Source organism: Buttiauxella brennerae ATCC 51605, assembly GCF_001654925.1.
Lineage (GTDB): Bacteria > Pseudomonadota > Gammaproteobacteria > Enterobacterales > Enterobacteriaceae > Buttiauxella > Buttiauxella brennerae.
Map to the genome: position 1 here is coordinate 337,701 of NZ_LXER01000006.1, position 18,771 is coordinate 356,471.

At 52.1% G+C, this 18,771-nt stretch carries 16 protein-coding genes; 7 read left to right on the forward strand and 9 right to left on the reverse strand.

The features are described 5' to 3' along the window. Position 1: 1 nt before the first annotated feature. The 8 genes from rna to citC all read right to left on the reverse strand — a co-directional run bounded on the left by rna (position 2) and on the right by citC (position 7,622). A complete protein-coding gene (gene rna / locus M975_RS02775) occupies positions 2-805 on the reverse strand; it encodes a ribonuclease I (RefSeq protein WP_064557176.1) in 804 nt (267 codons plus the stop codon). A gap of 119 nt (positions 806-924) precedes the next feature. Then, positions 925-2,388 carry an anion permease gene (locus M975_RS02780; protein WP_064557177.1) on the reverse strand — a complete coding sequence of 488 codons (1,464 nt, stop codon included), beginning with the start codon at positions 2,386-2,388 and terminating at the stop codon, positions 925-927. Between the two features lie 36 nt (positions 2,389-2,424). Beyond that, positions 2,425-3,312 carry a triphosphoribosyl-dephospho-CoA synthase CitG gene (gene citG, locus M975_RS02785; RefSeq protein WP_064557178.1) on the reverse strand — a complete coding sequence of 296 codons (888 nt, stop codon included), beginning with the start codon at positions 3,310-3,312 and terminating at the stop codon, positions 2,425-2,427. Then, a complete protein-coding gene (gene citX, locus M975_RS02790) occupies positions 3,284-3,835 on the reverse strand; it encodes a citrate lyase holo-[acyl-carrier protein] synthase (RefSeq protein WP_064557179.1) in 552 nt (183 codons plus the stop codon). Before citX ends, citG begins: the two co-directional genes overlap by 29 nt. 3 nt (positions 3,836-3,838) lie before the next feature. After that, positions 3,839-5,353: a citrate lyase subunit alpha gene (gene citF / locus M975_RS02795; RefSeq protein WP_064557180.1), complete on the reverse strand. Its 1,515-nt coding sequence runs from the start codon at positions 5,351-5,353 to the stop codon at positions 3,839-3,841. A 9-nt stretch (positions 5,354-5,362) separates the two neighbouring features. Next, complete coding sequence (locus M975_RS02800) at positions 5,363-6,259, reverse strand: aldolase/citrate lyase family protein (protein ID WP_064557181.1); 897 nt, start codon at positions 6,257-6,259, stop codon at positions 5,363-5,365. Then, positions 6,256-6,552, reverse strand: coding sequence for a citrate lyase acyl carrier protein (citD, locus tag M975_RS02805; protein WP_064557182.1), 297 nt, complete (start codon positions 6,550-6,552; stop codon positions 6,256-6,258). The genes M975_RS02800 and citD overlap by 4 nt, the downstream gene beginning before the upstream one ends. Beyond that, a complete protein-coding gene (gene citC, locus M975_RS02810; RefSeq protein ID WP_064557183.1) occupies positions 6,549-7,622 on the reverse strand; it encodes a [citrate (pro-3S)-lyase] ligase in 1,074 nt (357 codons plus the stop codon). Before citC ends, citD begins: the two co-directional genes overlap by 4 nt. A gap of 324 nt (positions 7,623-7,946) precedes the next feature. On the opposite strand from citC, the gene dpiB reads away from it, so the two are divergent. Next, positions 7,947-9,611 carry a sensor histidine kinase DpiB gene (dpiB, locus tag M975_RS02815; RefSeq protein ID WP_064557184.1) on the forward strand — a complete coding sequence of 555 codons (1,665 nt, stop codon included), beginning with the start codon at positions 7,947-7,949 and terminating at the stop codon, positions 9,609-9,611. After that, the gene (gene dpiA, locus M975_RS02820; protein ID WP_064557185.1) at positions 9,580-10,260 is read left to right on the forward strand and encodes a two-component response regulator DpiA; all 681 of its coding nucleotides are present in this window, start codon (positions 9,580-9,582) and stop codon (positions 10,258-10,260) included. The genes dpiB and dpiA overlap by 32 nt, the downstream gene beginning before the upstream one ends. A gap of 11 nt (positions 10,261-10,271) precedes the next feature. Here the strand turns inward: dpiA and dcuC are convergent, their stop codons facing one another. Continuing rightward, positions 10,272-11,654 carry an anaerobic C4-dicarboxylate transporter DcuC gene (gene dcuC / locus M975_RS02825; protein WP_064557655.1) on the reverse strand — a complete coding sequence of 461 codons (1,383 nt, stop codon included), beginning with the start codon at positions 11,652-11,654 and terminating at the stop codon, positions 10,272-10,274. A gap of 502 nt (positions 11,655-12,156) precedes the next feature. Between dcuC and M975_RS02830 the strand changes: the two genes are divergently transcribed. From M975_RS02830 to M975_RS02850, 5 genes are all read left to right on the forward strand, one after another. Then, positions 12,157-12,513 (forward strand): hypothetical protein, encoded by a 357-nt coding sequence (locus M975_RS02830; RefSeq protein ID WP_245164277.1) that lies wholly within the window; start codon positions 12,157-12,159, stop codon positions 12,511-12,513. A gap of 63 nt (positions 12,514-12,576) precedes the next feature. Then, on the forward strand, positions 12,577-12,930 hold the full coding sequence (locus tag M975_RS02835) for a copper-binding protein (RefSeq protein WP_083967830.1): 354 nt from the start codon (positions 12,577-12,579) through the stop codon (positions 12,928-12,930). Between the two features lie 11 nt (positions 12,931-12,941). Beyond that, positions 12,942-14,195, forward strand: a complete 1,254-nt coding sequence (locus M975_RS02840; RefSeq protein ID WP_064557186.1) for a TolC family protein — start codon at positions 12,942-12,944, stop codon at positions 14,193-14,195. Between the two features lie 2 nt (positions 14,196-14,197). After that, positions 14,198-15,652: an efflux RND transporter periplasmic adaptor subunit gene (locus M975_RS02845; RefSeq protein ID WP_064557187.1), complete on the forward strand. Its 1,455-nt coding sequence runs from the start codon at positions 14,198-14,200 to the stop codon at positions 15,650-15,652. Continuing rightward, positions 15,649-18,768, forward strand: coding sequence for an efflux RND transporter permease subunit (locus tag M975_RS02850; RefSeq protein WP_064557188.1), 3,120 nt, complete (start codon positions 15,649-15,651; stop codon positions 18,766-18,768). Before M975_RS02845 ends, M975_RS02850 begins: the two co-directional genes overlap by 4 nt. Positions 18,769-18,771 lie beyond the last annotated feature (3 nt).

The window sequence follows — 18,771 nt, forward strand, 5'->3', positions numbered from 1 at the left end:
GTCAGTAACCCACAGCATCCAGGCGGAACTGTTTCGTGCAGTTGCCTGGATTTTTTTGAGCGGCAAAAGAGCCTTCGTTAAGTGGGTTATTAATTTTTGCCGCATCCAGCGAGATTTGCATTTCTGTCAGGTAAGCGGGGTTGCCGTTACAGGTCAGTTTCACCGCTTTCACTGCGTCATTTCCCCAGCTTTTATTCAGCGCTTGATTGAATGCTTTACGCGTGACGTCTTTGCCGTAGTTTTCCGCAAGGAACGTGCCGAATGCGCTCTGTTTGAACTCATTATTCAGGCGAACCATGGTGCCGAAATAGGCATTGGGGTTAAAACCAAAACAGGCACCATGTTTGGCAAATTCATAGCGGTCAAGGCACGACTGACCGCCCGCTCCCGGCATCACACCCGCGAGTTTGCTGGCTATATCTGTGGATAACGCTGGGGCTGGAGCCTGGCATTTTTGTGAGCCACGAACTTCCGCCATATTGGGCACCGGGCGAGTTGAACAGCCGTAACGCATCCAACGTTTTTCATCCACACCGCGGGCTGCAACGGATTTCGGTAATCCAGGCCACAGGCCATGCACAGTTAAAAAGGCGCGTTTGTCGCTTTGTTCCTGTTGAATCTTACACTCTGCGGGTTCATTGCGATTGCGTTCATGCATCGCCTGGCAAAAGCCGGTTTGCCAGGAAAGAGCGAGTACGTAACGGTCAAAATCACCATATTGTTTGGGCTGAAGATCTTCGGCCTGCACAGCAAAACTGGTGGCACATACGAATGACAATAATGTGGTCTGGCAGATGAATTTCATGCCGTTCTCATTTGGTTAAATGATGATTCCGTATTTAATCATAAAAAAAGCGCCTCGCAGAGACGCTTTGTTCTGAATATGTCTACCCATAAATAATGCAACTTAAAGTATGACGGGTATTAGCTCCAGAGTGCCAGAATAGGCCAGCCGACGCACAACAACATTGCGATATAAATCACGCCGAAGATTGCCCCCAGGCGCCAGTAATCTTTCGATTTCACGTAGCCGCAACCATAGATAATCACCCCTGGGCCTGTTGCGTATGGCGTCAGGCAACCCATGATCCCGATGGACAGCACCAGCAAAATACACAAATGCTCCATTGGAACCCCCGGAATACCTTTACCCACGGCCAGGATAACCGGCAGCATGGTAGCGGTGTGTGCCGAAAGGCTGGCAAACAGGTAGTGCGCAAAGTAGAACACCAGCACCAGCACGATAACCGTCGTGTTCGGCGAGAAGCCCTCCAGATGCGAACTCATGGTGTTGGCGAACCAGTCGATAAAACCAGAACGGGTCAGGCCGCTTGCCATTACAACGAGGGTCGCAAGGTTAACCAGCGTATTCCAAGCACTGCTGTATTTGGTGATGTCTTTCCACGGCACAACGTGCAACGCCAGCATCAGCGAAACGGCCAGCAAACCGACCGCTGTGGCATCAATCACCTCACCGCCAAATACCCACAGCCCAAGACTCAGCAGCACCAGGCCAATCAGTGTGATCTCTTTACGCGTCAGACTGCCCATCTCTTTTAATGCGTCATTCGCCCAGCCCGATACTTCCGCGCTGTGAGTCACTTCGGGTTTGTACAGCACATAAGAAAGCCATGGCGCCACGATCAGCAAAATAAGGCCGACCGGCAGGAAGCTCAGGAACCACTGCATCCAGCTAATCTGGATCCCGGCGATTTTACTGACAAACTCCAGCCCCAGCACGTTGGGGGCGGCGCCGGTGACAAACATGGAAGAACTCAAACTGGTACTGATGACCATCATCCACATCAGGTAGCCACCGATACGGCGTGAAGATTTATCGTTCGGGAAAGACTGGAACAGCGGTGGCAGGTTTTTGATAACCGGGAAAACCGTGCCGCCAGTACGCGCAGTATTCGACGGCGTAAAGGGTGCCAGCAGAATATCGATAATGACAATTGCATAACCCAGCGTCAGCGTGCGCTTACCCATAAACTTCACCATAAACAGGGCGATACGGCGGCCCAGCCCGGTGACTTCATAGCCCAGCGCAAAAATAAACGCCCCAAACACCAGCCAGACGGTGGTGCTGGAAAAGCCCGCCAGCCCCCATTTCAACGCCTGCTTACCCGCATCAAAGGCCGGGTCGGCTAACTCTTTGGCATCGAACAGTAAATAATTGCTGCCGATAACGCAGATGGTGACGGCAATAAAGCTGATGGCTGTCGCCGGAATGGGCTCCAGAATCATGCCCACGATCATCGCGACAAATACGGCGAAGTAATGCCATGCCTGAGGCGGCATACCATCGGGTACAGGAATGAGCAGCATGATGGCCATGACCGCCAGCGGTGCCAGTAACTTCCATATTTTATCTTTTGAAACAGACATAACTGATTCTCCAGTAAGGCGTTTTTTCTGATTAGGTTAAGGGTGAGATTGCGAAATTTGGGCTAAGAACCAGGTGATGATCAGCAGGTCGGCGCTGCCTCCGGGGCTGAGGTTGCGCTCAATACAGGCATTATCGAAAACGTGCAGAGAGTGAAGATCTGCGGGCTGATGGGTACCGCCGTTGTGCAGCAGGTTGCGTGCGTAATCTTGCAGCCAGTTCAGGGCTTCAACGCCGCCACGTGAGGCGATATTGGTGTCGCCGTTGTGTGCCATCAGCAGCAGCAATGTATCCAGCAATGCCAGTTCCGGGTCGCTTCCCTGGGCCAGGCGCGAGCGGTAATGCGGTAGTGCAAGGTTTATCACCAACGGATAGCCGGCTTCGGCCTCACCGCGCGCCCCGGTTAACCCCACTTTGCAGAAAAGCCGCTGCCCGGCAGTTTGCTGGTGGTTGTTCTGCCGCAGTTCTCGCTGCGTCAGCCCGTGGCAAAAAGCCGCCGCTGTCTGGCAAACTGCAAGCGGCGTGACTTCACGCTGTTGTTGATGCAGGCGGCCAATCGCGGCGCACAGCAACCCGAGTGAGAAAATGCTGCCTTTATGGGTGTTCACACCCGCAGTGGCGCGGAACATGGCGGACTCACACGCCATGCCGATGGGGCGCAAATCTTTCAGCACGTCACTTGCTGGCAGTAAAGCTGTGCGCGCACCTTGCTGAATAAAACGCGGCAACCACGGGCGAATCGCATCGGCGCTGCGGTAGAAATCCTTTAGTGCCATGTCTTTATGCGCACCACAGTTACGCCTGTCGACCAGGCCCGGTTTCGGCGTTAGATTCACCTCCGCCAGTAATGCGCGAAAGGCCAGTTCGCTGTAATGGGCAGCGATCGTTTCCGGAACCTCAACGCGCGCCAGAGTTGTCTGCATCATTGAGTAGTGCCTCCATGCGTTCGGTCAGCTCAGCAAACGGGTGTGCTTGCTCGCGAGCGCAAACCGCGGCAGTTTTTTCGCATAACAAACACAGTCGAGCGGGGAGCGCAAAATCACTGCGCGAGAGAATTTCGCCCTGTGGCGTCAGGATGTCGATATCCCACAGGCGGCCAAGCGGATGATTTTGCTCAAGCTCAATAGTGGCTTGCTTCACCGCCCCAGGCAGGGCGTTGATTGCCAGCAGGGCTTCTGGCCCGGTGGCTTGAGCCAGGCAATTCTGATGTTTAATTTCCCAGCCAGAAAGCTCAGCCAGGTGGCGAATCGCTCTGAGCCCATGGTTAAAAATACGCCGTGTTAACACGCTGTCTTTCACCGGGCCGGGGGCGACCACGGTAAAAGAAATTAAGGTTATGGCATGGCGCGCCAGCCACTCCTGTTGCCGTTTTTGGCGAGCGTCGCGACTGGCAAGTAGCTGCGGTAACGTGACCACGGCGTTGCTCGCAGAAGAGAGATACATCGGCATGATTTATTCCTTCACTTGATGAACGATATCAATCACCGAACCGTCGCGGTAACGCACCACGGCAATTACGCGGTCAGTAAATTCAATGGCGTGGGGAAGGCCGGTAAGGATTTGCGCCCGTTCGCGCAGCCATTCGATGGTGACGATTTTCATCCCGGCATCTTTCAGGCGTTCGGCCAGTTCAGGGCGAGCGGGGTTAACCGCAATACCGTGATCGGTAACCAAAATATCGATACTGGAGCCCGGCGTGACGCAGGTCAGGACGTTATCGACCAGCGTTGGAATACGCCCGCGCACCAGTGGGGCGACGATAATAGAGAGCGCTGCGGCAACGGCGGTGTCGCAATGCCCGCCGGATGCGCCGCGTAACACACCGTCGGAACCGGTCAGCACGTTGACGTTAAACTGGGTGTCGACTTCCAGTGCGCTCAACACCACCACGTCCAGGCGGTCGACTGACGCGCCTTTTGAGCCCCAGTTGGCGTACTGATTGGCGCTGATTTCAATGTGATTCGGGTTGCGCGCCAGGGATTGTGCCGCGCTGCGGTCAAAACTCTGCACATCGAGCAGCTTTTTGATTAGCCCCTTTTCATGCAGGTCGACGATGGTTGCGGTGATGCCACCGAGCGCAAAACCTGCGTGAATGCCACGGCTGCGCATTTTGTCTTCCAGAAAACGCGTCACCGCAAGCGATGCGCCACCGGTTCCGGTTTGCAGTGAAAAACCTTCTTTGAAATAGCCGGAATTGACGACCACATCTGCCGCCGTGCGGGCAATCAGTAATTCGCGTGGGTTGGAGGTCATACGGGTGGCGTCGGCACCGATTTTATCGGCGTCGCCAACTTGCTCGACCTGCACAATGAGATCGACCTGATCTTGCATAATGCTTGCCGGGTTGTGCGGGTAGGGCAGCAGTGCCTCGGTGAGCAGCACAACCTGGTGGGCGTGTTCGGCATCGACTCTGGCATAACCCAAAGAGCCGCAGCAGGCTTTGCCGGTGTAGCCATTGGCGTTACCGAACTCATCACAGGAAGGCACGCCAAGGAACGCGACATCTATTTTCAGCTCGCCACAATTTACCAGTTGCACGCGCCCGCCGTGGGAGTGAATTTGCACCGGTTCTGCCAGCAGGCCGCGTGAAATTTCTTCGGCCAGCGGACCACGCAGGCCAGAGGTATAAATCCGCGTCACCACGTTATTGCGAATGTGCTCGATCAACGGCGCATGGCAGTCGCTCAGGGAACTTGAGGCGAGCGTCAGGTTTTTGAAGCCCATGCTGGCGATGGTTGCCATCACCAGATTCAGCGTCAGGTCGCCGCCGCGAAAGGCGTGGTGGAAGGAGATTGTCATGCCGTCGTGCAGCCCGGAGCGGCGAATTGCTTCCTCCAGTGAATTGCACAGTTTTTTCGCCCGCGGCTTTTGCGCCTGTAAATTGAGTTTTGAAACGTTCTTATAAGCAGGCAGGTCGCTTTCAGCGCGGCGGCTCCAGGCGGCGATACGTTGTTGTTTCTGAGTCATTTTTTTGCCTTATTCTTCACGAATGCCGGAAAGTGCGGCGCGAGATAACACCAGACGAGCGCGTTCGATAACCGGGCTGTCGACCATTTTTCCGTTTAGCGACACCACGCCACGGCCTTCACGGGCAGATGCTTCGGCGGCTTCAACAACGGCGTTAGCGTGATCGACCTCTTTTTGCGTCGGGGCGTAAAGGTTGTGCAGCAACTCAATCTGGCGTGGGTTGATCAATGATTTGCCGTCAAAGCCAAGCTGCTTGATATGTGCGGCTTCTTGCAGAAAACCCGCTTCGTTATTGGCATCGGAATAAACGGTATCGAAGGCCTGAATCCCTGCGGAACGTGCGGCTTGCAGAATGGAACAACGGGCAAATAGCAGCTCGATACCCTCAGGGGATCGTTCGGTGCGCAAGTTGCGAACGTAGTCCTCTGCGCCCAGCGCAATCCCGATTAAGCGTGTTGATGAATGAGCAATCGCCACGGCCTGCGTAATGCCTTGCGGGGATTCGATAGCGGCCAAAATTCCGGTGCTCCCGACTTCACGGCCACATGCGGCTTCAATGCGCGCAATTTCGTTTTCGGTATCAATAACGTCTTGTGCGGTATCGGTTTTTGGCAGACGGACGATGTCGGCACCGCCACGCACCACGGCTTCCAGGTCGGCAACACCATATTCAGAGTCGAGCGGATTCACGCGCACAATGGTTTCCACATCCTGATACAGCGGGTGTTGCAGCGCGTGGTAAACCAGGCGGCGGGCGGCATCTTTTTCGCGCAAAATAACCGAGTCTTCCAGGTCGAACATCAGCGCGTCCGCCTGATAAATAAAGGCGTTGCTGACCATCGCTGCATTCGCGCCCGGCACAAACAGCATGCTGCGGCGGGTGCGGTTTTTTTGTTCCGGCGTCATAGGTTTTCCTCCCACGGCAGCGCTTTGACATCGCTTGCGCGAACCAGCAGGGTTTCCAGACGGGCACGCAGAATGCAGTCCAGCGCACCTTTGTCATCCACAATCAATTGCACGCCAGTAACATGATGGCGCTCGAGGATCTCCAGCATCGTGGCGCGAATGGCTTCGCCAAACTGTTTTTCAACATTGCTGCTGATTTGCAGATCAATCTCCTGGGTATCAAGCGGTGCGATGCGGATCATCACATCACCCGACTCCAGGGTGCCGGCAACGGCTGCGTGGGTAATTTTCATTTTTCACCTGTTAATGTGGATTCCAGCTGCTCGCCTGCGGGGTTAGCCGGGCGAGCTGTGAACGTGCGTTGTAAGTAATCGCGGGTGACCTCAGGAACCAGATAGTCGATAGTGAGAAAGTCTTTTTTCACCAATAGCTTGCGCACCCAGGATGCGGATATCGCCATGCCGTGATATTGCAGGCGCTCAATTTCGACCAGCTCAATGGGCGGCGCTTGCAGCATCGGCGTTTCCAGCCAGTGGCGCATATCCTGGTTGTAGGTGGCGGTGACGGCGCAAAAGGGCTCGGTGCCGACGAAACGGTGTGTAACGCCCAGCGCAGGAGCCAGATACTGGCGGAAAATCTTCAGGTCGATTTCGGTGTGGCAATGGTTGAGCACACCTTGTTCTTTGATGAAGTAACAAGGAAAGGTCGCCCGCGAGATGATGTATTCCGAACCGCGATGCACGGTGAGTTTTTTGATATCGGCAGTGCCGGCGCGAACCAGCGCCAGGCGGTCTTCATAAGGGAAGCGTGAGGTGTCTTCTTTCACCAAAAAGACATGCAGCCAGTCGCACTGTTCCGCAGCTTTCTGAATTAAATAGCGATGCCCGTGGGTAAACGGATTGGCATTCATCACGATGCAGCCAATTTTGCTGCCTGCCTGGCGCAACGTTGTGAGATAGCTGGCGTAACGCTCTAAACGCGTGGCGCTGTTTTCCATCAACACCATCAGGCCTGGCACGCTGGTCAGAGTATAAAAACCGCACTGCTTAAATAACGCTTCATTGTTCGTTTTGGTGTAGATGAAAAGGTTGGGGCAGTTGCGCTCATAGGCGAGGTTAATTAATTCCGTGGCAAGCGTAAGTGCTAAACCTTCACCGCGCACCGATTCACTGATAGCCACGCATTTAATAATATTTCCGGCAATGCCGCCGCAGGCGATGAGCCGATCGTTACGGGTTACGGTAATAAACACTTCCACTGTGGTATCGATGCTCAGATCATTTTCACGCAGAAATTGAGTGATAGCCGACATCTTTATATTTTCGGCGCGTTTAACCTGGGCGAATACGGTATTACCAAACATGAATTCTGATTTCCTGGAACAGGGTTATTTGTTGCAACTTATAACGTTTTATTTTCAATTGCGCTTTGCGGCATTTTTTGTGCTGTAGGGAAGATCGTAAAGGGTATTTGACAGGCGGATTTTGAGCTGTTTCACAAAGGGTTATCTGATTTAAATAGACTTAATGGTTTTTATTTACTTAATTAACTTCTGCGTGATTTGTGACGTGGTTTTTATTTGTTTAATTGATTTAATGCGTTAAATCTGTGACGATCGATTTTATTCATAACACTATTTTAGAAACAAATTCATTACATTTGGCGAGCGCCAGAACAAGGAACGTGAATGCCGGGAAAAGAAAAAATGGGTGTATTGCGATTTTTCCAGCAAATTGCTTTCCCATTGCGAATCTTTTTACTGCTCTTGCTGGTATCGACTTTATTGATTGCCGCATTGGGTCAGTATTTATCGGCAAGTTTTGAAGATTATCTCCTCAACCACGTCCGCGATATGGCGATGAACCAGGCGCGGATTATCGCCTCGAACGACAGCCTTATCGCAGCGGTTAAAAACCGCGACAGCACACGCCTGGGCGCGATTGTCGGCAAATTATCTACCGGTTCTGATTTTGATTACGTCGTCATTGGAGACAGCCACTCCATTCGCCTTTACCACCCTAATCCGGCAAAAATTGGTTACCCGATGCAGTGGACAAAACCCGGCGCGCTGGAAAAAGGCGAGAGCTATTTTATTACCGGCGAAGGCTCGATTGGCATGGCCATGCGCGCTAAAACGCCGATTTTTGACGAGCAGGGCAAAGTGATTGGCGTGGTGTCGCTTGGTTATCTGGTCAGCAAAATTGATAGCTGGCGCCTGGATTTCCTGCTGCCGCTCGCCGGGGTTTTCGTGGTGATTCTGGTTATTTTAATGCTGTTGTCCTGGTTGTTCGCTGCGCATATTCGCCGGCAAATGTTGGGGATGGAACCGCGCCAGATTGCGCGCGTAGTGCGCCAGCAAGAGGCGTTGTTCGGTTCGGTATATGAAGGGTTAATTGCCGTTGATAGCGAGGGCTTCATCACCGCAATTAATCGTAATGCACGTAAAATGCTTGGCTTAAGTTCCCCTGGCAGGCAATGGCTGGGGAAACCTATTACAGATGTTGTGCAGCCTGCGGGCTTTTTTACCGAAAACATTGCCCAAAAGCGCCAGGATGTGGTGTGTACATTTAATGGGTTAAACGTGATTGCCAACCGTGGCGCGATTCATTGCAGCCATGGGGCGCCGGCTGGTGTGATTGTGAGTTTTCGCAGTAAAGATGAAATTAGCACGCTGAATGCGCAGTTAACGCAAATTAAACAGTATGTGGAGAGTCTGCGCACCCTGCGGCATGAACATTTAAACTGGATGTCGACACTCAGCGGGCTGCTGCAAATGAAGGAATATGACCGGGTGCTGGAGATGGTAAAGGGAGAGTCTCAGGCACAACAGGAGCTTATCGATACGCTGCGTCGCTCTTTTAACGACAGGCAGGTTGCTGGCCTGTTATTTGGCAAGTCTCAGCGGGCGCGAGAATTAGGATTGGTGTTGAATATTGCTCCTGGAAGCCAGTTATTTCAGCTGCCTGATGGGCTGGACAGCACGGAGTTTTCGGCCATTGTTGGCAATTTATTGGATAACGCATTTGATGCCAGTCTAAAAAATCCCGACGGTAATAAAATCATCGAGCTTTATCTGAGTGATGAAGGTACTGAGGTTGTTATTGATGTTGCCGACCAGGGTTGTGGTGTACCTGAGGCATTACGCGAAGCTATTTTTGAACAAGGTGTAAGCACCAAAACCGATAACAAGGACGCACACGGCATTGGGCTGTATCTGATAGTCAGTTATATCAGTCGCTGTGGCGGGGTAATTACGCTTGAAGACAACGAACCCTGTGGTTCTTTATTTTCTGTTTTTATTCCGAAAGTGAAAGAGAGCAATGACTCAACCGATTACGATTCTGATTGTTGAAGATGAAACGTCGCTTGCAGAAATGCATGCGGAGTTTATTCGCCAGATGCCGGGTTGCAAGCAAGTTTGGCTGGCTGGCAATTTGGCTCAAACGAGAATGATGATTGAGCGTTTTAAGCCCGATCTCATTTTGCTGGATAACTATTTGCCCGATGGCCACGGTATTACGTTGCTCCACGAGTTGACTCAGGCTCGTTTCCCCGGGGGCGTGGTTTTCACCACCGCCGCGAGCGATATGGACACCGTTTCTGATGCTGTGCGCGGTGGCGTGTTCGATTATCTGGTGAAACCTATCGCTTATGAGCGACTTGAACAAACGCTAGAGCGCTATCAGCAGCGAATGCAAATGCTGGCAAATAATGCCAGTGCCAGCCAGCGCCAGATTGACGACATGTTCAATGCGTATGCGCGAGGGGAGCAAAAAGATGTGCTGCCAGTGGGGATTGATGAGCTGACACTTGAGAAAGTGCAGTTGTTGTTTACTGACTCTGAGGCTCGCCATACATCTGAAACGGTGGCTACAGCATTAAAGCTCAGCCGTACTACAGCCAGGCGTTATCTGGAGTTTTGTGCAAGCCGCCAGCAAATTATGGCTGAAATTGTTTATGGAAAAGTGGGACGCCCACAGCGCACCTACAGAGCGCTGTGAGCGGAGTGCTTTTAGCCGCCAACCACAACGGCTGCAGAAGGCACCAGGATTTCAGTGGCAATAATGACCACAATCAGACCCACAGCAACCGGTACGGATGTGCGTTTGACGACTTCAAATGGTGAGATTTTTGCCATGCCTGCAACGGCTACGACAACACCTGAAACCGGGGAAATGGTACGACCCAGGTTGGAGGCTTGCAGCATTGGAATCGCAAGGTACGCCGGGTTGATGCCGGAAGAGTGAGCCAGTTTTGGGATCATCTCAACGAAGGCATAGAAAGGTGCGTTACCGGAACCGGTGGTCATGGCCGCCAGCATCGTTAACACGACCAGCACCAGCATCAGAATGATACTTGCCGAACCGAACGAAGTTGCAATCGAAATCAGGCTCTGGATAAAGCCGATGGTGCTCAGACCCTGGGCGAATACGCCTGCGGCAACTAACAGCATGACGACGTTTGCGAAAGCATCAGCCATACCGCGGTAACACACTTCCAGGCCGGAGAATACGGTCTGCGCTTTGAAGCTGCGGAAGAATTCAATCACTGCGGCAATCAGAATACAGATAACCAGAATGGCGATGATATGGAGCTGTGGTCCCCATTTGCCGTCGAAAATCAACACGCCGATGATTGGCGTAAATGGCAAAATGGCATAGAAAGAAGGCGCAGTAGTCTGGATTTCACTGACATCGAGCATTTCATGGCTGATGTTTTCTTTTTTATCCAGGTAGCGTTGCCAGAAGAAGTGAGCAATCGCCATCGCGATAATGGCGGCAATTGAAATTGGCACGGTGGTTTTGAAAGCGAAATCAACCAGCGTCATTTCAGCGGCTTTTGCTGCCAGCACCACGTCACCGGACGTTGGCGACAAGATAATTGCAGCGGGTGAGGCGCAAATTGCGGCGGCAGCGCCACGGCTAATACCCACGTTCACCATTACCGGGAACAGCGTTGCCATCAACAACACGCCCAGACCGGTTGCAGAAGAAACCGCCAGAGACATCAGACACGCGACGAAATAGGCCGCGATCATCAGAATATAAGGTGAGTTGATGATCTTCAGTGGTTTTGAGGCCAGCTTAACCACCATGTCATTGGCGCCAATGTGCGTCATATAAGATGCGAAACCGCACAGCATCATGATCATCATGCCGAGATCGCCACCACGGCTCATCAGCAGGATTTTGACATATTCGACAATATCGGTTGCGGTATAACCGGTGCTTTCAGCACTGGCAGGTAAAACTTTGTGGCCCATTAAGGCACTGACAATCAGTAGTGTTAAACCACCAACGAATAAGACGCCGGTCGCGGAGTAGCCTTTGATGATGTAGCGAGCTACACCAACAATCACTACAACCCCAATAAGTAATTCAATAGCTGTTAGCATTAAAGCCCCCTGTTGCGTTTGGTATTCGGCATCTATTGGCCGCACCTGAACGTAACGCCATGCCAGAAAAATAAAAAAATAAGACGCTTTGTTGTCGTCAGTGAAAACGGTGCCAATCTGCCTGAAGAGTGAGCGCAGATTTCTGATGAGCATCAAATTTAGTAAGCTTCGTACCTCTGCCATGACACATTTGCAGGCAGCCTTGCAATTATGACATTTAGTTATTGATAAGCGTTATTTATTTGTACAAGTAATCGGTCTATTAATAACCATATGAAGGTTGTTAAATTAAAAAACTATTACAGAATTGTTAATTAACAGGTTGAATGTAAAACAACTAAAAATCACTTTAAAATAAAAGGGTCTGATGCTTATACTGCCGACTCGCTTATTTCAGGGCTCGTTCTTTTACCATCCCTGGTGTCGCTCTCATTATTTGGTCAACATGTTGCAATCCACTTTCTGGTCGACAAGTCGTTTACGCATTTTCAGAAAGCATCTCATGATGCTGCTGTTGGCGTTCGGCTGGCTGTTCGTCAACAGCCAGGTCGCGGTGGCATCACATGATTGCCCGGTAGAAATTAATGCCCAGTTACTTTCTATTCAGCATAACGAACATATGCTGATGGATGGTGATCGGGACATGATAAAAGCAAAGGGTGTGCTGTGTGAGAAACATTGCATTCCTGATGTTATGCAAAAAGATAATGGTCACAGTTCCCTGGCTGCATTACCCGTCAGCGCGACTTTGGCCTTAGTGGTTCCGGAATGTACTGAAACCGTCACCTCTGTTGAATTACTTACACCACCTGCAACTGGCCCTCCGGCCACAATTCGGTTTTGTCGTTTTAGAGAATAACTCCAGCACTGTCTTGGTTTATTGGCCTTTTGCCACCCTTTGACTCAAGTTCTGGAGATTTTTATGTCTATTTTTTCTGCACGTTTTTTTGCAGCCGTTGCGCTGCCGGTATTTGCTTTCTTTAATGTCACTTACGCTGCATCTCATGAGATGTCCCACGAGATGTCGATGCCGATGGCTCAACCCATGGCTGTCGAGATTTACCACGGCCACGGTGTAGTAAAGAAAGTCACCCCCAATTCGATTTCCATCGCCCACAAACCTATCCCGGCCCTTAACTGGCCTGCAATGACGATGACTTTCAGCCTGCCTGAAGCCGGAACATTGCCGGAAGTTAACGCAGGCGAAACGGTTGACTTCACTTTCAGCCAGCAAGCTGAAGGCTACAAGCTCGCTTCGGTTACGCCGACTAAGTAACTGAGGTCATGATGAAACAACATTCCCTGAGCTTCTGGCTTAGCGGGGTGCTGTTTGCTGCGTCTGTCTCTGCCGCTCATGCGGCAGAGTTCAGCCTGCAACAGACCCTGACGGCTGCTGAACACTATTCCGCAGAACTTTCTGCCAACCGTAATCAGAGTAATGCGCTGAGTGCGATGGCGGATTCTGCACGCGAATTACCCGATCCAAAATTGAAATTCGGCATTGAAAATGTGCCGGTACAAGGCAGTAACAGCCACCGATTCACACGTGAAGGCATGACCATGCAGCGTATTGGCATCATGCAAGATTACGTTAGCGAGGAAAAACGCGACCGCAAAGCGGAAACCATACTGGCGCAGTCCGCCAGCAGTGCGGCAAAAGCGGAGGTGATTCGCGCGACGCTACAAAGAGCAACCGCTCAGGCGTGGTTGGATCTGGCGTTGTCACAAAAAATAGTGGTGACGGCGCAAAAACTCGTTAATGAAACCGAACGCCAGGTAGGTGTGCAAAAGGCGACGGTTGCTAGCGGCAGTTCACCCGCATCAAGCGTCGTGGATATTCGCATGGCGCTGCTGGGAATGGAGGACAAAGTGACGCTGGCACAGCGTGATGTGGTGCTTGCTCAGACGCGTTTGCTGCAACTGACCGGTGAAAAAATTGATAACACCAGCGGCACACTGCCGCGTTATCAGCGTTTGCCAGCAGACCCTGAAATACTTGAACAAAGCGTAGGCGAGCACCCGGAAGTGGTGGAAGCTGCGCGTGAGGCGGATGTCGCCAAAGCACGTTCAGCGCAATCGGCGGTAGCAGCCAAACCGAATGTGGGTGTCGAAGTCTATTACTCCCATCGCGCAGACGACTACGACGATATGGCTGGCGTGATGTTTACCGTCGATTTACCGCTGTTCAAATCACAACGCCAGGACAAAGACCTGGCGGCAGATATGTCCCGTTCAATGGAAGCCAATGATGAGCTGGCCATTGCCAGCCGTGCGCGAGTGGCTTTAGTGCGCACACTGGTGGCGCAGTATCAGGCCGCTCAAACACTCTGGCAGCGCCAGCAAGAGGAAATCCTACCTCTTCAACAACAACGCCTTTCCCTGATAGAAGCGCAATACCGTTCCGGACAATCCACGCTTGCCGATTTACTCAACGCCCGCCGTACATTGCTTGATACCGAACTGAGCGCCCATAGCGCAGAAAAAACCGTGGCTGAAACCTGGGTCGCTATTCGCTACCTGACCCCACAGGGGAACAACTAATAATGAAAACGATGACGAAATATTCTTTGTTAGCGCTCACTATCGCTGCAGCTCTGGGTATTGGGTATTACGCGGGTAAACAAAGCCATAGCACAACGGCACAGCCGGTTCAGTCAGAACGAAAAGTCCTCTATTGGTATGACCCGATGACTCCTGGCCAGCGCTTCGATAAACCGGGGAAATCGCCGTTTATGGATATGGATTTAGTGCCGCGTTATGCCGATGAAGCAACCGAAGACGGTGGTGTGACGGTCAGTTCTCGCCAGCAGCAAAACCTTGGGATTAAAACCGCAGTCGTTGAAAAGAAAATTTTGAATTATCAGTTCGATGCGTTTGCGACGGTTTCAACGGATGAGCGAAGCGTGCAGATTATTCCCGCCAGCGCCAATGGCCTGGTTGAGAGGCTTTTCGTCAACGCACCGCAGCAATTTGTGAAAGCTGGTGAACCGCTGGCACAGCTCTGGATACCGGAGTGGACCGCGGCTCAGCAAGAATATCTGGCGGTACGCCGCCTGGGCGATAGCGCATTAAGTTCCGCCGCGCGTGAGCGCCTGCAACTGCAGTTTATGCCTGCGGAAATTATTCGCCAGGTTGAACAGACCGGGAAACCGCAAACTCGCGTAACGGTTCGCGCGAAGCAGGCCGGCTACATTAATAAACTGGATACCCGCGAAGGTGCGCAAGTCACGGCAACAGCACCATTGTTTGAGATTGCCAGTCTCGAGTCGGTATGGATTGTGATTGATTACCCGCAGTCTCAGGCGCAGGTGCTGCAAGTGGGCAGCGAGATTCAGGCCTCTAACGATAGCTGGCCTGGCGAGGTGTTTCACGGGCGGGTCAGTGAATTGCTGCCGAATATGGAAGCCACGACCCGTACGCTGAAAGCGCGCATTGTGCTGGAAAACCGACAAATGAAACTCAAGCCTGGAATGTACCTCAATGTGAAGCTCGCCAGCCAACCCACACTTCCCGCGGTTCTGGCTATTCCTGAAGAAGCGTTGATTGAAACCGGCAGCGCCAGTCGGGTGCTGGTCACTCAGGATGATGGTCATTTTAACCCGGTGAATGTCGTGGTTGGAGCCGCGCAAAACGGTTGGGTTGAGATAAAACAGGGGCTAAAAGAGGGCGATAAGGTTGTCACCTCCGGGCAGTTCCTGATTGATTCTGAGGCAAGCCTTCGCAGCGCATTACCTCAGGAAAAAACGGCCGCTACACCAACGCCTGAATATCAGGGCGAAGCGGTGGTAAAAGAGATTTCCGATGAGGCGATTACCCTTTCGCACCAGCCAATTAGTGCGCTTAAATGGGGGGCGATGACCATGGACTTTGTGCTGAAATCCCCAGCGGATGCTAAGAGCGTCAAAGTGGGTGAACACGTGATGTTCAGCTTCACGATGGATGATGAGCAAGGTGCGGTGATCACGCACCTGATGCCGATGGCGGGGGCGATGAAATGATTGCCGCTGTCATTCGCTGGTCCCTAAAAAACCGGCTGCTGGTTTTGTTGGCGGCAATCATGATGGCGGCGTGGGGTATCTGGTCGCTACAACGAGCACCGCTTGATGCACTACCGGATCTCTCGGATGTGCAGGTGATCATTCGTATCAACTATCCGGGCAAAGCACCGCAGGTGGTTGAAGACCAGGTCACTTATCCGCTCACCACCACCATGCTTTCGGTGCCGGGCGCGAAAACCGTGCGCGGTTTTTCGATGTTTGGCGATTCGTATGTCTACATTTTGTTTGAAGACGGCACCGATCCGTATTGGGCGCGCTCACGGGTTCTTGAATACTTAAGCCAGGTTCAGTCGCAGCTTCCACCAGAGGCAAAGGCATCCTTAGGGCCTGATGCCACCGGGGTTGGCTGGGTATATGAATATGCGCTGGTGGACAGAACCGGGAAACACAGCCTGGCCGATTTACGTGCCTTGCAGGACTGGACGCTCAAGTTTGAGCTTAAAACTGTTCCTAACGTTTCAGAAGTGGCAAGCGTTGGCGGGATGGTGCGGCAGTATCAAATAGTGCTCGATCCGCAACGCATGCGTGCGCTGAATATCACCCATCAGCAAGTGATTGATGCCGTGCAAAGTGCCAACCAGGAAGGTGGGGGCTCAGTCATTGAAATGGGTGAAGCCGAATATATGGTGCGCACCGCAGGCTACCTGAAAAATCTTGATGACTTTAAACAGGTCGTGATCACTACGCGAGAAGGTGTACCGGTTTTACTGAGTGATGTGGCGACATTGCGCATGGGGCCGGAAATTCGCCGGGGAGTGGCAGAGTTCAACGGTGAGGGTGAGGTTGCAGGCGGCATTATTGTGATGCGTTATGGCAAAAACGCGCTTGACACGATTAACGCTGTCAAAGCGAAACTTCAGCAAATCCAGAAGAGTTTGCCTGCGGGCGTGGAAATTGTGCCGGTTTATGACCGTTCACATCTCATTGAAAACGCGATTGAAACGCTCTCCCACAAGCTGCTGGAAGAGTTTATCGTCGTGGCGATTATCTGCTCGTTGTTCTTATTCCATTTCCGTTCGGCACTGGTGGCGATGATCACGTTGCCGCTGGGGATTCTGGGTGCATTTATCGTCATGCATTACCAGGGAGTGAACGCGAACATTATGTCCCTGGGGGGGATCGCGATCGCGATTGGTGCCATGGTCGATGCGGCGATCGTGATGATCGAAAACATGCACAAAGTGCTGGAGCAGTGGCGGCACGATAACCCTGACAAACAGCCCACAAGTGGCGATTACTGGCGCATTTCAGAGCAAGCCGCTGTCGAAGTCGGACCTGCACTGTTTTGTAGTTTGCTGATTATCACGCTGTCCTTTATTCCGGTGTTTTCCCTTGAAGCGCAGGAAGGGCGGATGTTCTCACCGCTGGCATTCACCAAAACCTATGCCATGGCGGTCGCCGCCGGGCTGGGAATTACGCTGGTACCGGTGCTGATGGGCTATTTTATTCGCGGGAAAATCCCGGATGAAAAAGCCAACCCTATCAACCGCTGGCTGATAGCTGCCTACGAACCGTTGTTGGATAAAGTGCTGGCGCGGCCTAAAGCCACGCTGGTGGTTGCAGGACTGGTATTGCTTGCCACGTTATGGCCGCTCAGTCGCCTGGGCAGTGAATTTATGCCGCCGCTCGATGAAGGTGATTTGCTGTATATGCCATCAACGTTGCCGGGCATTTCTGCGCGTGAAGCCGGGCGCTTACTGCAACAAACCGACCGCTTAATCAAAATGGTTCCTGAGGTGGCGACGGTATTTGGTAAAGCCGGGCGGGCGGATACTGCAACGGACCCGGCACCGCTGACCATGATTGAGACGACGATTCGCTTTAAACCTCGCGACCAGTGGCGGCCGGGAATGACGATGGACAAACTGGTCAGTGAACTTGATAGCGTGGTGAAGGTGCCCGGCATCGCCAATGTTTGGGTTCCACCGATCCGCAATCGCCTGGATATGCTGGCGACGGGTATCAAAAGCCCGGTAGGTATCAAGGTGAATGGCAACAATATTGCGGTTATTGAGCAAGTTGCTGAGCAAATTGAACGAGTGGTGAAGCAGGTGCCGGGCGTCACGTCGGCGCTGGCGGAAAGGCTCGGCGGTGGGCGTTATATTGATATTAATATCGACCGACTAAAAGCGGCACGGTATGGCGTGTCAGTCAAAGAGTTGCAATCATTAGTGGCGACGGTCATTGGTGGGCAAAACATAGGTGAAACCATCGAGGGGCGTGAACGCTATCCTATTAATGTTCGTTACCCACGAGAAGTGCGGGATAACGTCCAGAAACTGCGAAATTTACCGGTAATCACGGCCAATGGTAGCCAGATTGCACTTTCTGAGCTGGCGGATATCAGCATTACCGATGGCCCACCCATGCTAAAAAGTGAGAATGCACGTTTGTCGAATTGGGTTTATGTCGACTTACGGGGCCGGGATCTGAAATCGGCGGTGGAAGATATGCAGCGTGCCGTTTCGCAGCAAGTCAAATTACCTGATGGTGTTTCATTATCCTGGTCCGGGCAATTTGAATATTTAGAGCGAGCGAGCGCTAAATTGAGAATAGTCTTACCATTCACGCTGGTTATTATTTTCGTCTTACTTTACGTGACATTCTCGCGGGTAAGTGATGCGCTTTTAATAATGGGCACTCTGCCATTCTCTCTTATTGGTGGTGTCTGGCTGCTTTATTTGTTGGGGTATAATTTATCGGTTGCTGGGGCAGTGGGTTTTATTGCCCTTGCCGGGGTGGCGGCTGAATTTGGCGTAATAATGGTACTGTATTTAAATCAGGCGATTGCGAGGCATAAAGCACTGGACCCACAAGGCGGAAAACTGATGCTTATGCGCGCGCTCCATGAAGGTGCAGTGCTGCGTGTCAGGCCAAAAGTGATGACGGTTGCGACAATTATGGCGGGTCTGTTGCCAATAATGTGGGGCGATGGGACGGGTTCTGAAGTGATGAGGCGTATTGCCGCGCCAATGATTGGCGGCATGATTACAGCACCTTTATTGTCGATGCTGGTCATTCCGGCGATGTACGTGTTACTAAAAAAGCATAAATAAGAA

Bases quoted from the DNA above. Each gene is read 5' to 3' on its own strand.
- rna (WP_064557176.1), bottom strand. From the start codon at position 805: ATGAAATTCATCTGCCAGACCACATTATTGTCATTCGTATGTGCCACC.
- M975_RS02780 (WP_064557177.1), bottom strand. From the start codon at position 2,388: ATGTCTGTTTCAAAAGATAAAATATGGAAGTTACTGGCACCGCTGGCG.
- citG (WP_064557178.1), bottom strand. From the start codon at position 3,312: ATGATGCAGACAACTCTGGCGCGCGTTGAGGTTCCGGAAACGATCGCT.
- citX (WP_064557179.1), bottom strand. From the start codon at position 3,835: ATGCCGATGTATCTCTCTTCTGCGAGCAACGCCGTGGTCACGTTACCG.
- citF (WP_064557180.1), bottom strand. From the start codon at position 5,353: ATGACTCAGAAACAACAACGTATCGCCGCCTGGAGCCGCCGCGCTGAA.
- M975_RS02800 (WP_064557181.1), bottom strand. From the start codon at position 6,259: ATGACGCCGGAACAAAAAAACCGCACCCGCCGCAGCATGCTGTTTGTG.
- citD (WP_064557182.1), bottom strand. From the start codon at position 6,552: ATGAAAATTACCCACGCAGCCGTTGCCGGCACCCTGGAGTCGGGTGAT.
- citC (WP_064557183.1), bottom strand. From the start codon at position 7,622: ATGTTTGGTAATACCGTATTCGCCCAGGTTAAACGCGCCGAAAATATA.
- dpiB (WP_064557184.1), top strand. From the start codon at position 7,947: ATGCCGGGAAAAGAAAAAATGGGTGTATTGCGATTTTTCCAGCAAATT.
- dpiA (WP_064557185.1), top strand. From the start codon at position 9,580: ATGACTCAACCGATTACGATTCTGATTGTTGAAGATGAAACGTCGCTT.
- dcuC (WP_064557655.1), bottom strand. From the start codon at position 11,654: ATGCTAACAGCTATTGAATTACTTATTGGGGTTGTAGTGATTGTTGGT.
- M975_RS02830 (WP_245164277.1), top strand. From the start codon at position 12,157: ATGATGCTGCTGTTGGCGTTCGGCTGGCTGTTCGTCAACAGCCAGGTC.
- M975_RS02835 (WP_083967830.1), top strand. From the start codon at position 12,577: ATGTCTATTTTTTCTGCACGTTTTTTTGCAGCCGTTGCGCTGCCGGTA.
- M975_RS02840 (WP_064557186.1), top strand. From the start codon at position 12,942: ATGAAACAACATTCCCTGAGCTTCTGGCTTAGCGGGGTGCTGTTTGCT.
- M975_RS02845 (WP_064557187.1), top strand. From the start codon at position 14,198: ATGAAAACGATGACGAAATATTCTTTGTTAGCGCTCACTATCGCTGCA.
- M975_RS02850 (WP_064557188.1), top strand. From the start codon at position 15,649: ATGATTGCCGCTGTCATTCGCTGGTCCCTAAAAAACCGGCTGCTGGTT.